The 16,962-nt window shown below is 58.4% G+C and carries 18 protein-coding genes and 1 pseudogene; 6 read left to right on the top strand and 13 right to left on the bottom strand.

The annotated features are described in order from the left end of the window. Positions 1 to 46: 46 nt before the first annotated feature. Together DU29_RS0101085 and DU29_RS0101080 are read right to left on the bottom strand one after the other, a co-directional pair. On the bottom strand, positions 47 to 265 hold the full coding sequence (locus DU29_RS0101085; RefSeq protein WP_028620022.1) for a hypothetical protein: 219 nt from the start codon (positions 263 to 265) through the stop codon (positions 47 to 49). Between the two features lie 175 nt (positions 266 to 440). Continuing rightward, positions 441 to 641 (bottom strand): SPOR domain-containing protein, encoded by a 201-nt coding sequence (locus DU29_RS0101080; protein ID WP_028620021.1) that lies wholly within the window; start codon positions 639 to 641, stop codon positions 441 to 443. 217 nt (positions 642 to 858) lie between these two features. Here DU29_RS0101080 and DU29_RS0101075 point away from each other — a divergent pair, with 217 nt between their 5' ends. Continuing rightward, positions 859 to 1,221, top strand: coding sequence for an NUDIX hydrolase (locus DU29_RS0101075; RefSeq protein WP_028620020.1), 363 nt, complete (start codon positions 859 to 861; stop codon positions 1,219 to 1,221). A 6-nt stretch (positions 1,222 to 1,227) separates the two neighbouring features. Here the strand turns inward: DU29_RS0101075 and DU29_RS0101070 are convergent, their stop codons facing one another. Genes DU29_RS0101070 through benA form a run of 4 tightly spaced genes read right to left on the bottom strand, consistent with a single transcriptional unit; the run spans position 1,228 to position 4,887 of the window. After that, positions 1,228 to 2,001, bottom strand: a complete 774-nt coding sequence (locus DU29_RS0101070; protein WP_028620019.1) for a 1,6-dihydroxycyclohexa-2,4-diene-1-carboxylate dehydrogenase — start codon at positions 1,999 to 2,001, stop codon at positions 1,228 to 1,230. 12 nt (positions 2,002 to 2,013) lie between these two features. After that, on the bottom strand, positions 2,014 to 3,027 hold the full coding sequence (benC, locus tag DU29_RS0101065) for a benzoate 1,2-dioxygenase electron transfer component BenC (RefSeq protein WP_028620018.1): 1,014 nt from the start codon (positions 3,025 to 3,027) through the stop codon (positions 2,014 to 2,016). A gap of 10 nt (positions 3,028 to 3,037) precedes the next feature. Next, positions 3,038 to 3,526, bottom strand: coding sequence for a benzoate 1,2-dioxygenase small subunit (benB, locus tag DU29_RS0101060; RefSeq protein WP_028620017.1), 489 nt, complete (start codon positions 3,524 to 3,526; stop codon positions 3,038 to 3,040). Next, positions 3,523 to 4,887 (bottom strand): benzoate 1,2-dioxygenase large subunit, encoded by a 1,365-nt coding sequence (gene benA / locus DU29_RS0101055; RefSeq protein WP_028620016.1) that lies wholly within the window; start codon positions 4,885 to 4,887, stop codon positions 3,523 to 3,525. Before benA ends, benB begins: the two co-directional genes overlap by 4 nt. A 192-nt stretch (positions 4,888 to 5,079) precedes the next feature. Here benA and DU29_RS0101050 point away from each other — a divergent pair, with 192 nt between their 5' ends. The 3 genes from DU29_RS0101050 to DU29_RS0101040 are packed head-to-tail and all read left to right on the top strand — an operon-like array spanning position 5,080 to position 7,414. Beyond that, positions 5,080 to 5,565, top strand: a complete 486-nt coding sequence (locus tag DU29_RS0101050; protein WP_028620015.1) for an Hcp family type VI secretion system effector — start codon at positions 5,080 to 5,082, stop codon at positions 5,563 to 5,565. After that, positions 5,562 to 7,031 (top strand): hypothetical protein, encoded by a 1,470-nt coding sequence (locus tag DU29_RS0101045; protein ID WP_028620014.1) that lies wholly within the window; start codon positions 5,562 to 5,564, stop codon positions 7,029 to 7,031. The genes DU29_RS0101050 and DU29_RS0101045 overlap by 4 nt, the downstream gene beginning before the upstream one ends. Then, the gene (locus DU29_RS0101040; RefSeq protein ID WP_028620013.1) at positions 7,028 to 7,414 is read left to right on the top strand and encodes a hypothetical protein; all 387 of its coding nucleotides are present in this window, start codon (positions 7,028 to 7,030) and stop codon (positions 7,412 to 7,414) included. The genes DU29_RS0101045 and DU29_RS0101040 overlap by 4 nt, the downstream gene beginning before the upstream one ends. Before the next feature lie 281 nt (positions 7,415 to 7,695). Here DU29_RS0101040 and DU29_RS0101035 read toward each other — a convergent pair whose 3' ends face one another. From DU29_RS0101035 to DU29_RS0101020, 4 genes are all read right to left on the bottom strand, one after another. Beyond that, positions 7,696 to 8,652, bottom strand: coding sequence for an AraC family transcriptional regulator (locus DU29_RS0101035; RefSeq protein WP_028620012.1), 957 nt, complete (start codon positions 8,650 to 8,652; stop codon positions 7,696 to 7,698). Between the two features lie 138 nt (positions 8,653 to 8,790). Next, on the bottom strand, positions 8,791 to 9,720 hold the full coding sequence (gene catA / locus DU29_RS0101030) for a catechol 1,2-dioxygenase (RefSeq protein ID WP_028620011.1): 930 nt from the start codon (positions 9,718 to 9,720) through the stop codon (positions 8,791 to 8,793). A 51-nt stretch (positions 9,721 to 9,771) separates the two neighbouring features. Continuing rightward, positions 9,772 to 10,062 (bottom strand): muconolactone Delta-isomerase, encoded by a 291-nt coding sequence (gene catC / locus DU29_RS0101025; RefSeq protein ID WP_028620010.1) that lies wholly within the window; start codon positions 10,060 to 10,062, stop codon positions 9,772 to 9,774. A 10-nt stretch (positions 10,063 to 10,072) separates the two neighbouring features. Continuing rightward, positions 10,073 to 11,221 (bottom strand): muconate cycloisomerase family protein, encoded by a 1,149-nt coding sequence (locus tag DU29_RS0101020; protein ID WP_033050211.1) that lies wholly within the window; start codon positions 11,219 to 11,221, stop codon positions 10,073 to 10,075. Positions 11,222 to 11,344: 123 nt separating this feature from the next. Here DU29_RS0101020 and DU29_RS0101015 point away from each other — a divergent pair, with 123 nt between their 5' ends. Beyond that, positions 11,345 to 12,229 carry a LysR family transcriptional regulator gene (locus DU29_RS0101015; RefSeq protein ID WP_028620008.1) on the top strand — a complete coding sequence of 295 codons (885 nt, stop codon included), beginning with the start codon at positions 11,345 to 11,347 and terminating at the stop codon, positions 12,227 to 12,229. Between the two features lie 81 nt (positions 12,230 to 12,310). Here the strand turns inward: DU29_RS0101015 and DU29_RS0101010 are convergent, their stop codons facing one another. Further along, the gene (locus tag DU29_RS0101010; protein WP_028620007.1) at positions 12,311 to 13,210 is read right to left on the bottom strand and encodes a polysaccharide deacetylase family protein; all 900 of its coding nucleotides are present in this window, start codon (positions 13,208 to 13,210) and stop codon (positions 12,311 to 12,313) included. A gap of 279 nt (positions 13,211 to 13,489) precedes the next feature. Between DU29_RS0101010 and DU29_RS0101005 the strand changes: the two genes are divergently transcribed. After that, on the top strand, positions 13,490 to 13,891 hold the full coding sequence (locus tag DU29_RS0101005; RefSeq protein ID WP_028620006.1) for a hypothetical protein: 402 nt from the start codon (positions 13,490 to 13,492) through the stop codon (positions 13,889 to 13,891). A 13-nt stretch (positions 13,892 to 13,904) separates the two neighbouring features. Here the strand turns inward: DU29_RS0101005 and ligD are convergent, their stop codons facing one another. Further along, complete coding sequence (gene ligD / locus DU29_RS0101000; RefSeq protein ID WP_028620005.1) at positions 13,905 to 16,580, bottom strand: DNA ligase D; 2,676 nt, start codon at positions 16,578 to 16,580, stop codon at positions 13,905 to 13,907. Then, positions 16,577 to 16,962, bottom strand: a pseudogene (locus tag DU29_RS0100995) (SAM-dependent methyltransferase); the annotation flags it as partial. The gene ligD and the pseudogene DU29_RS0100995, both read right to left, overlap by 4 nt.

Below are 16,962 nucleotides of genomic sequence, written 5' to 3'. Positions count from 1 at the left end.
GGGAAATGTAGCGCGTCATCGCGCAGACATCCAATCATTGAGCTGTTTATTGCGGTGCATTCTGATCGCCGGGGTCCGGGTACGACCTTGCGTTCAAATAGGTCGTCCACCTTTCGTAGGCTTCATGCTGCCATTTGGAGACCCGCTCCCATTCCGCCCCGTTCAGTTGATGAGCGCAAATCAGCTTCATCATTTCAGTGGTGGCTGCGTCGAGGTCGACGATCAGTTCATGCGCGTGGAATCGAAAATCATCGGTGGTCGTCATTTTGAAGAGGCCTCAAGCGCCTGCGAGAATTAACTACCTTCAATACGACATCCGATCCAGACGATCACGTGCACCGTCCCGACAAAAGGTGCTACCGCCTGTTCACAAAGGCCAGGCGAGCAATTTATTGACCCGATCCCAAAAAAAACCCCGGCAAACCGGGGTTTCAATAGTGTTATTTATCGGCCTTTTGACTCACCGAAGTCTTGGCTCGCGATCGGTAGCCCGGCAGCGACGCCGCGAACGCCAGTGCCTCCTCCCTGCTGGCGAAAGAACCGAGCCGATCGCCTTGAGTGCATACCCGCCAGGGCCCATTATTCACGCTGAGTACGTCATAACCGTTCATGTGCATCTTATTCAGCATCGGAACGCTCATAAGTCACCTCCATTTTCGGTACTGATATCCAGAACTGACCAGCCTACCTTACACCTGCGCCCGACAAATTGGCCGACCAGACGTCGTGATGTCCTCGGGATCGATCGCACGATTGCAACAATCCAGTACTCAAATCGATGAGATCTCGACACTCCACCTCGCGCCCGTACATAGCATTTACATGACACTTTTGTGACACCGAGCGGTCAGGTAATACATGAAAATACGCGCAACCGTTATTTGTGAACAAGACCGACATATCCTTCTGGTGCGCAAGCCAGGAAGTCGCTGGGCCTTGCCCGGTGGAAAGGTCGAGCGAGGTGAAACAACGGCGGGTGCGGCGAGGCGCGAGTTGCGCGAAGAAACCGGTCTGGGTGTCGATGGCCTGCTGTACCTGATGGAATTGCATTCGCGCAGCACCGAGCATCATGTCTACGAAGCGTCGGTGCTGAATTGCGATGAAGCGCGGCCGCAGAACGAGATCTTCGATTGCATCTGGTACCCGCTGGATGCCGTGCAGAATCTCGACACCAGTGACGCCACGCGCAGGATCGTCCGGGCATTTCAGCGTCGCTTGTAGTTGCCGTCAGCCCTGATCCCCGCCGCCCACCGGCATGACCATACCCGTGATAAACGAGGCCTCGTCGCTGGCCAGAAACAGGATGGCCGCCGCCTGCTCATCGAGAGTGCCATAGCGGTTCATCATACTGCTGCCGAGCGTCTGATCGACGATTTGCTGATACCAGATCTTTTCCTGAGCAGTCTGTTCGGCGCTGTTGCGCGGGATCTGCCGCGGCGGCGCTTCCGTACCGCCGGGTGCGGTCGCATTGACCCTCACGCCGCGCCCGGCCGTCTCGAATGCCAGGCACGCCGTCAGCGCATTCACCCCACCTTTCGCGGCGCCATACGGCACGCGGTTGATGCTGCGCGTGGCAATCGACGAAACGTTGACGATGGCGCCGCTGCCCTGCTTCAGCATGAACGGCAGAGCCGCATGGCAGCACCACAGCGTCGGGAACAGCGAGCGACGGACTTCGGCTTCGATCTGCGCCGCTTGGTAATGCTCGAACGGCTGGGCCCAGATTGTGCCGCCGACGTTGTTGATTAACACGTCAAGACGTTCGAAGCGCTCCACTGCGGTTTGCATCACACGATTGCATTCTTCGTATTGCTCGAGATCGGCCGTTAACGCCAGCACCTGGCCCGCCGCCCCCAACTGCTTTTGCACCTCGAACACCCGCTCGGAGCGATCGACCAGAATCAGTCGCGCCCCTTCCGCCGCCATGCGTTCGGCGACGCGCAGGCCAATGCCTTGTGCAGCGCCGGTGATCAGCGCGACTTTGTCTGTGAACCTGTTCATGGTCGCTCCCGATCACGCCGCGCTGGCGGCAAATTTTTCATAGTAGAAATTCGCTGGCGCGATGCCCTGTTCGCGAATGAACTGACTGACCGCCTCGACCATCGGCGGCGGGCCGCACAGGTAAACGTCGACGTCGCCATCGTTCAGGTGCTTCGGTTCGATGTGCTGAGTCACGTAACCTTTGAGCGGATGCTGGCTGGCAGGGCTGGCGACGCAAGCATTGAAGCTGAAGTTGGGGATGCGCGCCGCGAGGGATTCCAGACGATCCATTTCCACCAGGTCGAAATCGTGGGTCACGCCGTAGATTAAATGCAGCGGATGTTCACTGCCCAGTCCGGCGATTTTCTCCAGCATCGCAGTGAAAGGCGCCAGCCCGGTTCCACCAGCCAAAAGCAGTAGAGGACGCCGAATCTCGCGCAGATAAAAACTGCCCAGGGGCCCGGCCAGGCTAATGCTGTCGCCCGCCTTCGCCATGCCGGTAAGAAAACTGCTCATCAAGCCACCCGGCACGTTGCGGATCAGAAAACTCACCTCTCCATCACGCAGCAAAGAGCTGAACGAATAGGCGCGCGTCTGCTCGCTGCCGGGAATCCCGAGGTTAACGTATTGCCCTGGCAAAAATGCGAGGGTGCTCAGCGATTCGCCTTTGATCGACAGCCCGATGGTGCTGGCGGACAACTGACGCACAGCGCTGATCGCCGCCTCGTAGCTGGCCTGGCGGGTTCGGCAGACTTGCGATGAGGTGGGCACGCGGATCACGCAATCGCTCCGGGCGCGCATCTGGCAGGTGAGGACGAAGCCCTGCTCCGCCTCTAGCGGGCTGAGGGCCTCTTCGATGTATTCCTCGCCCAAATCATAGTGCCCGGCCTCGGCAAAACATTTGCAGGTGCCGCACGCGCCGTCGCGGCAATCCAGCGGAATATTGATGCCCTGGCGATACGCGGCATCGGCCACGGTTTCGCCGTTGTTCGCGCCGATGAAACGGGTGACGCCGTCTTCGAAATTGAACGCGATGGAATGAGTCATGACGGCCGCCTCAGAGGTGGTAGACATCGATGACCTGTCGAACGTAGTCGTTCTTCAGGATCACTTTCTTGGCCTTGATCAGCGGGTTTTCACCGCGCAGGTCGAGGGTGTAGAAACTGCTGCCAAAATAGCTGTCGACGGTCTTGTAGCGAAAGCTCAATGTGTGCCAGTTGAAGCGCACCTTGCAGAAACCGTCGGCCTGTTCCAGCAGCTCGATATTGCTGATGTTGTGCGAGGTGCGTGTGTCCGGAATGCTCGCGCTGGAACGCTCGGTCTTGATGCGGAAGATGCGGTCTTCGAGGCCGGTGCGATTGCCGTACCAGATCAGCGAGATTTCCCGCTGCGGGTCTTCGGTCAGCTCGTCGTTGTCGTCCCAGGACGGCATCCAGAACGTCGCGTCCGGTGCATACAGTTCCAGCCAGTCGTCCCATTGTTTGTCGTCGAGATAGCGCGCTTCGCGATAGAGGAAGTCGCGCACGGCATCATGAGAGATGGTCATTGCACGGCCTCCACTGCGATCAGTTCGGACTGCTGGCCGGCGAGCGCCTTGAGCATGGTTTCCTGCCAGTATTTGTGTTGCAGCACGAACAGACCTTCGTCCTCGGTACGCACGCCGCTGAGCAGCGGGTGCAAGTCGATTTCCCTGGCGGCTTCGTCGGCGCCTTCGATCCAGTGCTCGGCGCCGCGGGACATGTCGTTCCACGTGGTCACGCTGCCCTCGTAGCTGGCCTGGCAAGAGCGAAACTCTTCAAGATCGTCGGGCGTGGCCATGCCGCTGACGTTGAAAAAATCTTCGTACTGACGAATCCGGCTCGAGCGCGCCTGGTCACTTTCGCCTTTGGGCGCGATGCAGTAGATGGTGATTTCCGTGCGGTTGACCGAGATCGGCCGGGCGATGCGAATCTGTGAGCTGAACTGGTCCATCAGGTATACGTTCGGGTACAGGCACAGGTTGCGCGAGTTCTCGATCATCCAGTCGGCACGGGCCTGGCCGAAGTCTTGCGCCAGCTCATCACGGCGTTCGTACAGCGGGCGATCCTCGGGGTTGGACCAACGCGTCCAGAGCAGCATGTGGCCCTTGTCGAACGAATAGAAACCACCGCCCTGTTTGGCCCAGGTGCCGGCGCTCATGGTCGGGTTGCTATCCCCCGCTTCGCGCTGCTTGCGTTGATTCTGCGTGGCAGCGTAGTTCCAGTGCACGGAACTGACGTGGTAGCCATCGGCACCGTTTTCAGCGGTGAGTTTCCAGTTGCCTTCGTAGATGTAGCTGGACGAACCGCGCAGCACTTCTAAGCCATCGGCGGACTGGTCGACGATCATGTCGATGATCTTGGCCGACTCGCCGAGGTGCTCGACCAGCGGCTCGACATCGGCCTTCAGGCTGCCGAACAGAAAGCCGCGATAGGATTCGAAACGGGCGACTTTGGTCAGGTCGTGGGAGCCGGCACAGTTGAAGCTGGCCGGGTATCCCGCTTGCGCCGGGTCTTTGACCTTGAGCAGTGTGCCGGAGTTGTTGAAGGTCCAGCCATGAAATGGACAGGTGTACGAACTCTTGTTGCCGGATTTATGCCGACACAGCGTCGCGCCGCGATGGCTGCAGGCGTTGAGGAACGCGTTGAGCACACCGTCTTTGTTGCGCGCAATGAAAATCGACTGGCGCCCCATGGTGGTGGTGTAGAAATCGTTTTTGTCGGGGATCTGGCTTTCGTGGGCGAGGTACAGCCAGTTGCCTTCGAAGATGTGTTCCATCTCGAGATCGAACAGGCGCGGATCGGTAAACATTTCGCGCTTACAGCGGTAGATGCCGGTTTCTTTGTCATCTTCGAGCAGGGAATGAAGATATTCGGGTCGCAGGGTCATGGCCGCCGCCTCCATTGTTATTGTTCAGGCAGGGCCATGCTAGGACGGGGCAATGGGGAGGACTATCCGCGGGGTGCAGAACTTTGTCCGATTAGTGCAGCACTCATTCCACATCAGCATTTTCGGAATCGGACTACATAACTGCTTACATGTTTTGCATAGACTGCCCCCCTGACTACAAGGAGTGGTTGTATGGCTAATCACGGTTACATGACCATAAACGGCACAGCCCAAGGATTGATTTCAGAAGGCTGCTCGACCCAGGATTCCATTGGCAACAAATATCAGGCAGCGCACACAGACGAAATCATGGTGCTCGCCTACAGCCACAACATCACCACGATCGGGAACCTCAACAGGTCAACACACAACCCGATCATCATCACGAAAGGCGTCGACAAATCATCACCGCTACTTGCTCAAGCGCTTTCCAACAGAGAGGAGATCAACTGCACGATCAGTTTCTACCGAGTGTCACCCGCCGGAATTCAGGAGAAGTTCTATACCGTTTCGATCAATGGCGGGGTCATTGCCGACCTGACGCTTGAGATGCCTCATGCCATTTTTCAAAACGACGCAGAGCCCCAAGAGCAGGTGGCGATTCGTTACCGCGATATCAGCTGGACCCACCATCTGGCGAAAACGGCCGGATACAGCTCGTGGGGCGAGGAGGGATGAATTCAAATCATGACATCAGGGAGGTCAACAGTGCGGCAGGCAAACTTACAGCACAGGCCCGGACAATCAGCGCCCGTCACTTGGTACACGGTGTGGCACGCGAGCGGTTCAATAGAGAAGTCGCTCTCTATGCCAAGCGCATAGCAGATGATGTCGCGCAGGGCCACCGAACGCCGGTGCACGGTTTACATGCCCTACAGCAAGAACAACTGGACTTGATCATCCAATCGCAAGCACTTAGGCGGAACGCTAAGGTTGCGATAACCCCACGGGTTAAAAGAGCCCAGGCCTCAACGCTTATACAACCCGCTTCAAAGCCTGACCCGGAGCGTCTACTGCGCTATGTGCATGCGCAAAATCTCAAGTCGAATGCTACGAATTCACTAAACGTATTGAAGGCAGCACCCTCGCCCCATCCAGTGCCGGATTTGAAATTTTTCCCCCAAGAGCAATGGCCAGCGGAAGTACCCCAGGAAGAACCTGGTTTTTATGTCGTACCCAGAAGTACAACGGCTGACAAACTGGAAGCTCAGCTTTTTAGTTCAGCCTCCCCCGCGGTCATTGCGAAATTCAGAACCCTGAACCCGAATCTGGATCAGGTAAAAGCCGGGACGCTGATTGTTCTCAGTGATCCAGACAATCATCTCTGTACCTTCGAAGATGCGTTGTTAATGCAAGCGGCGGAAACCGTAAATAAAGCGCTGGAGCCGCTCAGCGCGGAAGAGGCCGACTTCATGGCTCGCCACTATGACGAAATCGCGTTCCTTGTTTCCAAAGGATCGCTCGGAGCCAGCGCCGGGCTGGCGATGTTCTCGAAGAATCTGAATGACGTGGATGCTGTGTTGCGTGCCATCGATAAGTTGCACACAAAAACGTTTCAAACAAACGGTCACCTCAACTCTCCTGATTTCTATGCCGAGCGCAAACGCCTGCTGACTCAACTGGATACCCAACTTACCAAACTAACAAAGAAAAGCATCGGGTTTCCGGATCATCCCAACCTGAAAAACGTGTTAGGTCTATCGACTAAAAGACTTGTCCATCGCTGGAGGAAATCCGGGGCCGCTGGACAGATCCCCGGTTATGCCACGCATATTGATGCTGTTTCCAGGGCGGCAAAGTATGTGAAGTATGGCGGTTGGGTTGGTACGGCGGTTGGAGGTGGAGCGTCAGCACTCAAGGTTCAGGGTGTTTGTGCAGAAGGGAATGTGGAGGCTTGTGAGAAGGTTAAATATACCGAAGCAGGTGGTTTTCTCGGGGGCATGACCGGCGGAATTGCCGCCGGTGTGTTCCTAAGCGGCACCGCTACTGGGGTAGTTTGTGCCGCGCTTGGGGTGCCTACCGGCGGAGTGGGAACCCTAGCCTGCGGCTTATTAATAGTTGGCGTGAGTTCCATGGCGGCAGGGGAAGCGCTAGGAAGAGGTGGAGAAATCATGGGAGAAAAAATCTATGAGGCAATTAAATGAGCATAAGCACCGCTGACAAAATATTCCTCTGCGTCGGTTTGATAACCTTTGGAGGCATATTTATAGTAATTGGCGCTTCACTTCACCTCGCCTATACAAAAATGGATGTGATGCTTGATCATTTAAAAAACTGCCCAGCAGTTATGATTCGGGCGCCTTTCAGAAACGGTGGGCCATGGGGACATATGTTTGTACTCGGCGCAATCATGGGAGTAATGACTACACCCCGCCTGTATCTTCGCGACGGAGGCGCCTGCGTTGAAGACCTGAAAAACTTCCCCGTCAGCCTTAAGCGGAAGCTGGTGATCCTGCAATGGACCGGATGGGCACTTTTACTTGCGATGGTTGGCCTCGTCGCAACGGCTGAGCTCGAATTAATCTGAATAGTTGCGGGGACGCAAATTGCATTTATGAGATTACTAATCTGATCATTTTGGGACCAATAATCCAGTAATTGCCTGGATTGGATTAATTTATTTTCTAAAGGCTTCAACTGTGGTCATGGCACAACCTGTGGCTAAAGCATTCCCTTGTGGCAAGGGGGCTCGCCCCCGTTGGGGCCCGAAGCGGCCCCCGATGTCAGCAGGCACAGAGACGTTTTGATCTGACAAAATTTAGGCCGGCTTCGCCACCCAGCGGGGGCAAGCCCGCTGGCCACAGGTGGTCAATGCCGCCCCTTGAGGGTGTCCGACGGCAACTCGCCAAACTGCTTGCGGTAATGATCGGAAAACCGCCCCAAATGCACGAACCCGTAATCCATGGCGATTTCTGTAACGTTGCGCACGTTGCAGGTCGGGTCGCTGAGGCAGGCGTTGATCCGTTCGAGGCGTTTTTGGCGGATGTAGTTTTTCGGCGTGGTGCCGGCGTGGCGCTCAAACAACCCGTACAACGAACGCAGGCTCATCCGGGCCTGGCGCGCCAGTTCCTCGCTGTCGATGTCGTGCTTGAGGTGGTCGGCGATGTAGTCAGCCAGTACATCGAACGTGGCCGTCCGTGAGCTTAAGCTGATGCGGCTGACATTGGTCTTCATCAGGCTGAGCATCTTGCTGACGATGATTTGCGCGTAATGCTCCTGCACTTTGGGCACCTGATCGGTAGCTTCGGCTTCCTGGCAAATCATCGCCAGCAATCCGACAAATCCTTCCAGCTGATCAAGCTGATAGCGGTTTTCCAGAAACCGCACGCCCTGCCCCGGATAGCGCCAACGCTGCTCGTCGCAGACAGACTGGAGCAGCCTAGTGGGGATTTTCAGGATGAATTTTTCGCAATCAGCCGAATACGTCAGGTCCACTGTATCGTCGGGATTGATCAGCAGTAATTCGCCGGGAGCGAAGTAATGTTCCTGACCGTGACCGCGCCACAGGCAGTGACCGCGCAGCATTACTTGCAGGTGATAAACGCTTTCCAGCGCACCCGATGTCACGCGCACGCTGGCCCCGTAACTGATACGGCACAGGTCGAGGCTGGCGAACTTGCGATGATCGAGGCTGGCCAAGGGTCGCCCGACCCTGGGCATCCGGATGCAATGATTGCCGACGTGCTGGTTGACGTAGCCCGACACCGCGTACGGGTCGGCATGGTCAAATATTCTGCTGCGCTGACTCAGTAACTGCGCTTGCATCGTCGGGTCACTCTCATTGTTGTTATGGGGTTTCATTGGCAAACACTGTGGGAGCGAGCCTGCTCGCGCAGTTTCAGTCAACATGGATGTTGTTGCTGAACGCCTCTTCGAGAGCAGGCTCGCTCCCACAGTGCGCTGTCAGTCCTCGAGCGCGCGAACCCGCTCGATGCGCTGTTGCTCTTCGGGTTGCGCGGAGCTCTGCAGGGTGAAGTCGAAATCGATTTCGGCAAAGCGCCCGCTCACACCGTACGCCGCTGCACGCTGCTGATCGTCGCTGAAGGTGATTTTCGCAATCAGCTCATCACGTGTGGCGTAGGCGAAATCGTCGTGCAGGTACTGGTCGCCATCCAGGTTGATCTGGGTGGTCAAGTGACGATGATCCGACGCGGAGATGAAGAAATGGATGTGCGCGGGACGCTGACCATGTCGGCCCAGTTGGTCGAGCAACTGCTGGGTCGGACCGTCCGGCGGGCAACCGTAGCCCGACGGCACGATGCTGCGAAAACGGTAACGTCCTTCGGCATCGGTGACGATGCGGCGACGCAGGTTGAACTCCGACTGCGTGGTATCGAAATACGAATAGGTGCCGCCGGTGTTTGCGTGCCAGACATCGACGACCGCCCCGGCGAGCGGCTCACCGGCCGTGTTTTTCACCTCGCCCTGCATGAACAGCACCACGCCAGGATCGACGCCGTCATCCAGGCGCGCTTCGAAATCCGACAACGGCGCACCCGCCACATACAACGGCCCTTCGATGGTCCGTGGTGTGCCGCCGGCCGTGCCGTTTTGTTCGTCTTCGGCATCCATCAACAGGTCGAGGTAGTGCTCCAGGCCGAGCCCGGCGACGACCAGTCCGGCCTCCTGCCGCGCACCCAGCACGTTCAGGTAGTTCACGGCTTTCCAGAATTCTTCCGGGGTCACGGCGAGGTCTTCGATGATATTCACCGAGTCGCGCAGGATGCGATAAATCAGTGCCTTGGTGCGCGGGTTACCGGCATCGTTGCTCAGCCCGCTGGCCTCTTCGAGAAACTTCTGGGCGCTGGCAGTGTGGGAAATCTTGACGTTCATGGTGGTTCCTCATCTTGTAATTATTGGCGTAGCGAACTGCACAGGCTCGGTTCAGCGGTCATCCTCGCGAATGGATGAAGGATGCCGGCACATTGCGGTGACTTCGATCGCCATGTACGGGTAAAGCGGCAATTGCATCAGCAGGTCGTGCAGTTCCTGAACGCTGTCGACATCGAACACGCTGTAATTGGCGTAAAGCCCGGCGATGCGCCACAGATGGCGCCACTTGCCCTGATCCTGCAGGCGCTGGGCCAGGGCTTTTTCTTCAGCCTTCAGACTGGCGGCCGCTTCGGGATTCATGTCGACCGGTAGATTCACGGTCATTTTTACGTGGAACAGCATGATGCTCTCCTTAGACTTGATGGACGACAGTAGATGACTTGTCGCGACGGAAAAACGCCAGGCGCTCTTCATCCAGATTCAGGCCCAGGCCCGGTGTTTGCGGCACGTGCAGCTCGAAATCGCGGTAGATCAGCGGTTCGCCGAGAACATCCTCAGTCAGCAGCAACGGTCCGAACAGCTCGGTGTCCCAAGCCAGTTTGTTCAGGGTGATGAAGGCGTGCGCAGAAGCCATGGTGCCGAGGCCGCCTTCAAGCATGGTGCCGCCATACAGGCCAATGCCGGCAGCTTCGGCAATCGCGGCGGTACGCAGCACGGCGCGTGGGCCGCCGTTCTTGGCGATCTTCAAAGCGAATACCGACGCTGCGCCCTCGCGCGCCAGGTTGAACGCGTCCTCCACACACTCGATGGATTCGTCGGCCATGATGGGCGCCGGGCTCATCAGGTTCAGACGCGCCATGCCGGCGCGGTTGTTGCGTGAGATCGGCTGTTCGATCAGGTCGATGCCGTTGCTGCCGAGGATCCGGCACGCGCGCAAGGCAACCGCCTCGTCCCAGGCTTGATTGACGTCGACCCGAACACTGGCGCGATCGCCCAGGGCTTTTTTGATAGCGATGACGTGAGCCAGGTCGTGATTGACCTCGCCGGCGCCGATTTTCAGTTTGAAGATGCGATGTCGGCGCAGGTCGAGCATCTGCTCCGCTTCGGCGATGTCCTTGGCCGTGTCGCCGCTAGCAAGGGTCCAGGCCACCGGCAGCGCATCGCGAACGCGGCCGCCCAGAAGTTCGCTGACAGGCAGGCCAAGGCGTTTGCCTTGCGCATCGAGCAACGCGGTTTCGATGCCGGATTTGGCAAACGTATTGCCACGGATGCTGCGCTCCAGGCGCAACATCGCAGCGTTGATGTTGCTCGCGTCCTGGCCCAGCAGCAGCGGCGCAAAATGTCGATCAATGTTGGTCTTGATGCTTTCCGGGCTTTCATTGCCATAGGCCAGGCCACCGATAGTGGTCGATTCACCGAGACCTTCGAAGCCGTCGGCGCAGCGCACACGAATGATCACCAGCGTCTGGTTCTGCATGGTGTGCATCGCCAGCTTGTGTGGGCGGATAGTCGGCAGATCGACAATGATCGTCTCGATCGATTCAATGGCTGTTGCACGCATGGCGATACCCGTCAGGTTCTTAAAGTTCTTGAACCGATTCTCGTACGGCTTTTTCCGGGCGGCCAATATAGAATTGGTCTGGCTTGATACCTTTAAGGTATGCAAACTCATCTCGGAGGTCCCATGGAACTGCGTCACCTGCGTTACTTCCAGGTGCTGGCTCAAACCCTCAACTTCACCCGCGCCGCCGAGCTGCTGCACATCGCTCAGCCGCCGTTGAGCCGGCAGATTCAGCAACTCGAGGATGAACTGGGTGTGCTGCTGCTGGAGCGCGGACGGCCGCTGAAGCTGACCGATGCAGGGCGGTTTTTTCATGAACATTCCATCGCGCTGCTCGAGCAGCTGGGCAAGGTGTGTGACAACACCCGGCGCATTGGTCTTGGCGAAAAAACCTGGTTGGGCATCGGTTTTGCGCCATCGACTTTATATGGTGTGCTGCCGGAACTGATACGCCGGCTGCGCAGCGGTGAGCCTCTGGAGCTTGAGCTGGGGCTGTCGGAAATGACCACGCTGCAGCAGGTACAAGCGCTGAAGGCCGGGCGCATCGATATCGGCTTCGGTCGAATCCGCATCGACGATCCGGCGATCATTCAGACGGTGTTGACCGAAGACCGCCTGGTTGCCGCCCTGCCCGCCGGTCACCCGTTACTCGCCGGCCCGATCAGCCTGCGGGAACTGGCCAAAGAACCTTTCGTGCTCTACCCCGGCAATCCGCGCCCGAGTTATGCCGACCATGTGATCGCCTTATTCGAATCCTGTGGTGTGAGCATCAACGTAGCGCAATGGACCAACGAGCTGCAAACGGCCATTGGTCTGGTGGGAGCCGGGATCGGCGTAACACTGGTGCCGGCCTCGGTGCAACTGCTGCATCGCGACGACATCGGCTTCACGCCTTTGCTGGAAGACAATGCCACCTCGCCGATCATCCTAAGCCAGCGCGTGGGCGACGGTTCGCCGGGGTTGAAACATTGTTTGCGGATGATTGAGGAGTTGTTGCCCCGCCAGTGAACTTTTCGGCCCTCCCAACCCTTGTAGCAGCTGCCGAAGGCTGCGTCAGCTATCAAACGATCTCTCTGTTTCAGGAATCACTCAACGGCTATCACTGCCCCAAATCCAGTTCCACATCCCCGGCAATGCCGCCGGTTCTGAACTGTCGCGAACCGTGCGCGCCATGGCGGCTCGCTGCAGTTCGGCGTGATCATCGTAAAACGCTTTAGGGGCAAGATTCACGCCAGTGGCCCGGGCACTGTCGATCAGTATCTGCAGGTATTCGCGCAGGTGGCGGGCGGTGTAACGGTTGAGGTCGTGGAAGGTCACGACCACCGGGATCACCCCGTCCACCACAGGCAACTCACCCCGCGCTACCCGCTCGCGCACTTCGGATAACTGGCGCAGCATGTTGGCACGTCGCCGGGGGCTGGCGTTGAAACCCCAGATTTTGCCGTCATGGGCGCTCAGGTCGGTCAGCAGCACATGCAGGCCATGGCGTTGATAGGCTGCGAAGGTGCGTTTGTCGTAGTTCCAGAAAGGTGGGCGAATCAGGCTCGGCGGCGATCCGGTGATTGACGCGATGTCCGCGCGGCCATACCCGAGCGTTTCTTCCAGTTCTGCCGGACTCAGCAGTCGATGGTTGCTGTGGCCGGATGTGGCGGTGTGCAAACCCAGGATATGGCCCTCAGCGTGCTCGCGGCCCATTAGCTCGCGCCCCTGCTCACTGCCGCCCGCGCGGGAAGCGCGAGTCTGGACGAAAAACACCCCTTTGATATCGGGCTGCAGCGGATTAAGCGCCAGGCTATCGAGCACGGTTGCGGTCGGATTCCACCAACTGGACGCACTGGGGCCATCGTCGAAGGTCAGCAGAAAGCGGATCGGCGGTTGCTCGCGCAGACACTGCTCGGTTTCTGGTGTCAGGTCGATGGGCGCAGCGATGCATCCGAACAGGCTGATTGCCAGGGCGAACATCGAAATAACCTTGAACAACTGCTTCATGTGTACCGTGCACTCTGACGTCGTGCCCGCCAAAGGTGCGAGCACGGGTAGGAACAGGGTACACAGGTTTTGTTCCGGACTTGTGCGGGTACAACGTTGGTCCACTGAACTGAGCCTCTGTAGCAGCTGCCGAAGGCTGCGTTCGGACGTGCCGGAGTCGGACGCAGGCTGCGCCAGCTGCTACAGAGTCGGCATTACAGCTTTGGGCATTTTCGGGAGAGATGAATGGGCTTCAGCGGGGATGGGCAAACCTAGGGGCAGCACTCTATGATTGGGCTCATGACAACCCCGCTTTCGATCCGCCAACCCTGCCCGCCCGGCGCTTGCAACTGCGAGCGCGAACCGCTGCTGGAAAAGCCGGATGCAGACATTCGAATTCTGTTGCTGACGCGCAATGAAGAAAAGCGTCTGCTCGATCGCCTGGAGAATCTGCAGAGCCTTAGCGACCTCGAACGGCTGCAACAGCGCATGTTTGAACAGCTGGGGATCCGGGTCGCGATCGCGCCCGGTTTCAATGAAGTGCGTACCATGCGCGGCATCGCCATTTCCATCGACGAAATGCCGGGGCTGTGTCGCAAGACCCGCCAGGCGATTCCGGCAGCCATCCGCCGCGGCCTCGAAAAGCGCCCGGAAATCGCCTACGAATTGCTTAACGCCAACGACTTGCTGCGCGACGCCTGAGCGGCCATTCCCACTATTTCTTCATCCCGACCCGACGGCGCATCTCAGCGGTGATTGTCTGCCTGGCTTTCTTCCAGTCCGCCCACGGCTCGTTGCCGACCTCGACCAAACGCTCATGGGCGTTGTGCACGTTCCACTGATTGCCGCCCTTGAGCTCCGCCACTTCTTCGCGAAAGATCGGCATGGACACCGGCAGGCCTTCGCGCGTGCGGGCCGCGTAGGCGCAAATGGTGGTCGCGCCCAAGCCGTTGCGCAGGTAATCGATGAAGATCCGCCCTACCCGGTTCTTTGGCCCGGACACGGCGGAAAAACGGTCTGGCAGCAGCTTTGCCATATGGGTGACGATGGCGTGGCTGAAATCCTTCACCTCATCCCAGCCGGCCTTGCGAGTCAGCGGCACCATCAAATGGATGCCCTTGCCGCCGCTGGTCTTGAGAAACGCCTTGAGCCCCAACTCCTCCAGCACCGTGAGCGTCAATTGCGTCGCCTCGACCATGCTTTTCCACGGCAGCGCCGGGTCCGGGTCGAGGTCGAGAACGAAGCGGTCCGGTTTATCGAGGTTGACCGAGGTGGCGTTCCAGGTATGCAGCTCGACGGTGCTCATCTGCACCGCGCCGATCAGGGCTTCAGGATTATTGATCAGCATGACCGGCTGACCAGTCAGCGCTTTGTCCAGCGTGCTGATCCCCGGGATCGCCAGGCGCTCGGCGTTCTTTTGAAAAAACAGTTCGCCGGCAATCCCGTCCGGGGCTCGCACCAGCGCCACCGGGCGATCTTTCAGCTCGGGCAGGATCCACTCGGCAATGCTGGCGTAGTACTCGGCCAGCTGCAACTTGGTGGTGCCGCTGCTGGCGTCTATCACCCGGTCTGGATGGGTAATGCGCACTTTGCCACCGCCGAGCCCGAGCTGTGAGGGAGCGGTGTCGGCCTTGTCGGATTTCTTCACGGGAGCGGCAGCGGGTTTGTCTGTGCTGGTCTTCTTTGCCGCAGCGGACTTTTTCGCCGCAGCAGCGGGCTTTTCGGCGGAAGACTTTTTCGCCGCAGCAGCGGGCTTTTTCGCAGGATCGGCTTTCACGGCTTTCGGACGCTCCTCAGTGATGTCTTCGGCAGGCTTGTCGTTGCGCAAACCATGGAAGACGGCGTGACGCACCGAGCCCTCTTTGGTCATTTCCGCAAAGGCGACCTCCGCCAGCAGCGTTGGTTTGAGCCAGTGCACCCCTTTAGCCTCGAAGCCGGTCGGCGGGTTGACCACCGCCGGTTTCTTCGTCTGCAACGGTTTCAGCTGTTCGTAGATTCGCTTGAGGGTCGACTCATTGAAACCGGTGCCGACCTTGCCGGCATAGCGCAGTTCGCCGCTATCGCGGTCATGCAGGCCCAGCAGCAACGCGCCGAAGGCGTTACGCGATCCCTTGGGATCGGTAAACCCGACAACGACGAATTCCTGCCGATGTTTGCACTTGAGCTTGATCCAGTCATTGCTGCGCCGCGACACATAAGGCGAGCCGAGACGCTTGCCGATCAGCCCTTCCATTTGCATCTGACAGGCACTGTTGAGCAGTGCTTCGGGTTCTTCGCCAAACGAATCGGAAAAACGCAGCAGCGGGTCCTCATTCGGCTTGAGCACCGTGGCGAGCGCCGCCCGCCGCTCCTCCACCGGCACTTCGCGAAGGTCCACGCCATTGAGGTACGGCATGTCGAACAGGTAGTAAATGATGTTGCCACTGCGTCCCGAATCGAAGGCGTTTTGCAGTGCCTGAAAGTCCGGCACGCCTTGCTCGTTGGCCACCACCATTTCGCCGTCAAGCCAGGCCGATTCAAGGCCTAACGCCGTCAACGCCTCGGCCTGCTTCGGCAATTTGTGGGTCCAGTCATGGCCATTGCGCGTGAACAGTTTGACTTCACCGTGATCCAGGCGCGCCATGATGCGATAGCCGTCAAACTTGATCTCGTAGCTCCACTCGCCGCCCGGGGCTTTTTCCACAAGGGTCGCCAGTTCAGGTTTCAACGTGTCCGGCAACTTGGCTTTATGTGCGCCGGTCAATGGCGTGGGCTTGGCCTTGGGCGCAACGGCGGCCGGTTTTTTCACCGCTTTAGGTTTGGCCGCTGCTGTTTTCGATTTTTTCGGCACGATGGTGCGGTCGCTGAGCACGCTGTCTGGCGCGGCGACTACCACGTCATAGTCACTTTCAGGTTTGGCGGCGCTGTCCTGATGTTTGATCAGAAACCATTGCTCTTGCTTGCCAGGCATGTGCGTACGCACCAGATTCCATAAACCACCGAGCTTCTCACCTTGCAACTCGAACTTGAGCTTGCCCTTGGCATACGCCGTGGCAGGATCCTCTTGCGGAATCCACACGCCCCGGTCCCAGACGATCACATCCCCGGCACCGTAATGGCCTTCAGGGATGCTGCCTTCGAAGGTGGCATAGTCGAGCGGATGGTCCTCGACATGCACGGCCAAGCGTTTGACGTGCGGATCCAGCGAGGGGCCTTTGGGCACTGCCCAGCTTTTAAGCGCGCCGTCGAGCTCCAATCGGAAGTCATAGTGCAGACGCGAGGCGTCATGTTTCTGGATGCAAAATTGCAACGCATGGTCTTTCGCGGCTTTGCGCTTGGAAGGCTTGGCGGCCGGTTCCGAGGTCGCCGAGAAATCGCGCATGCGGTTGTAGTCATCCAGATTTTTGCTCATGGCGCACCTGCCGATTCAACGCTGCCCCCGATTCCGGGGCCGATACGGGTGACGATCAAGGCGACCACCGCAATCCTTTCCACCCGTTGATAGCCGGGGGTCAGTAGCTCTTCGCCGAATACATCGGGGTCGAGCTCACGGTAGGTCCAGGCGAACAGTGGTGATTCCAGGCGCGGGATTAACGCGTCGAGAAACGGATCGTGACCGTCGATCATCGCCACCCCGGTGTACAGCACCAGAGAACCGCCCGGAGCCAGTCGATTCATGGCTTGCTCGACGATGCGCAAAGACAGTTGTTCGCCAAACTCGCCACCGCCATGACGATAGGCACGCTCGGCGGGATCGGCCATGTACGGCGGGTTGGCAACGATCAAATCGAATT

It is taken from the genome of Pseudomonas sp. Ant30-3 (genome assembly GCF_000690905.1).
GTDB lineage: Bacteria > Pseudomonadota > Gammaproteobacteria > Pseudomonadales > Pseudomonadaceae > Aquipseudomonas.
The sequence above is the reverse complement of the archived record's forward strand: the minus strand, read 5'-3'. Positions and strand labels throughout refer to the sequence as shown.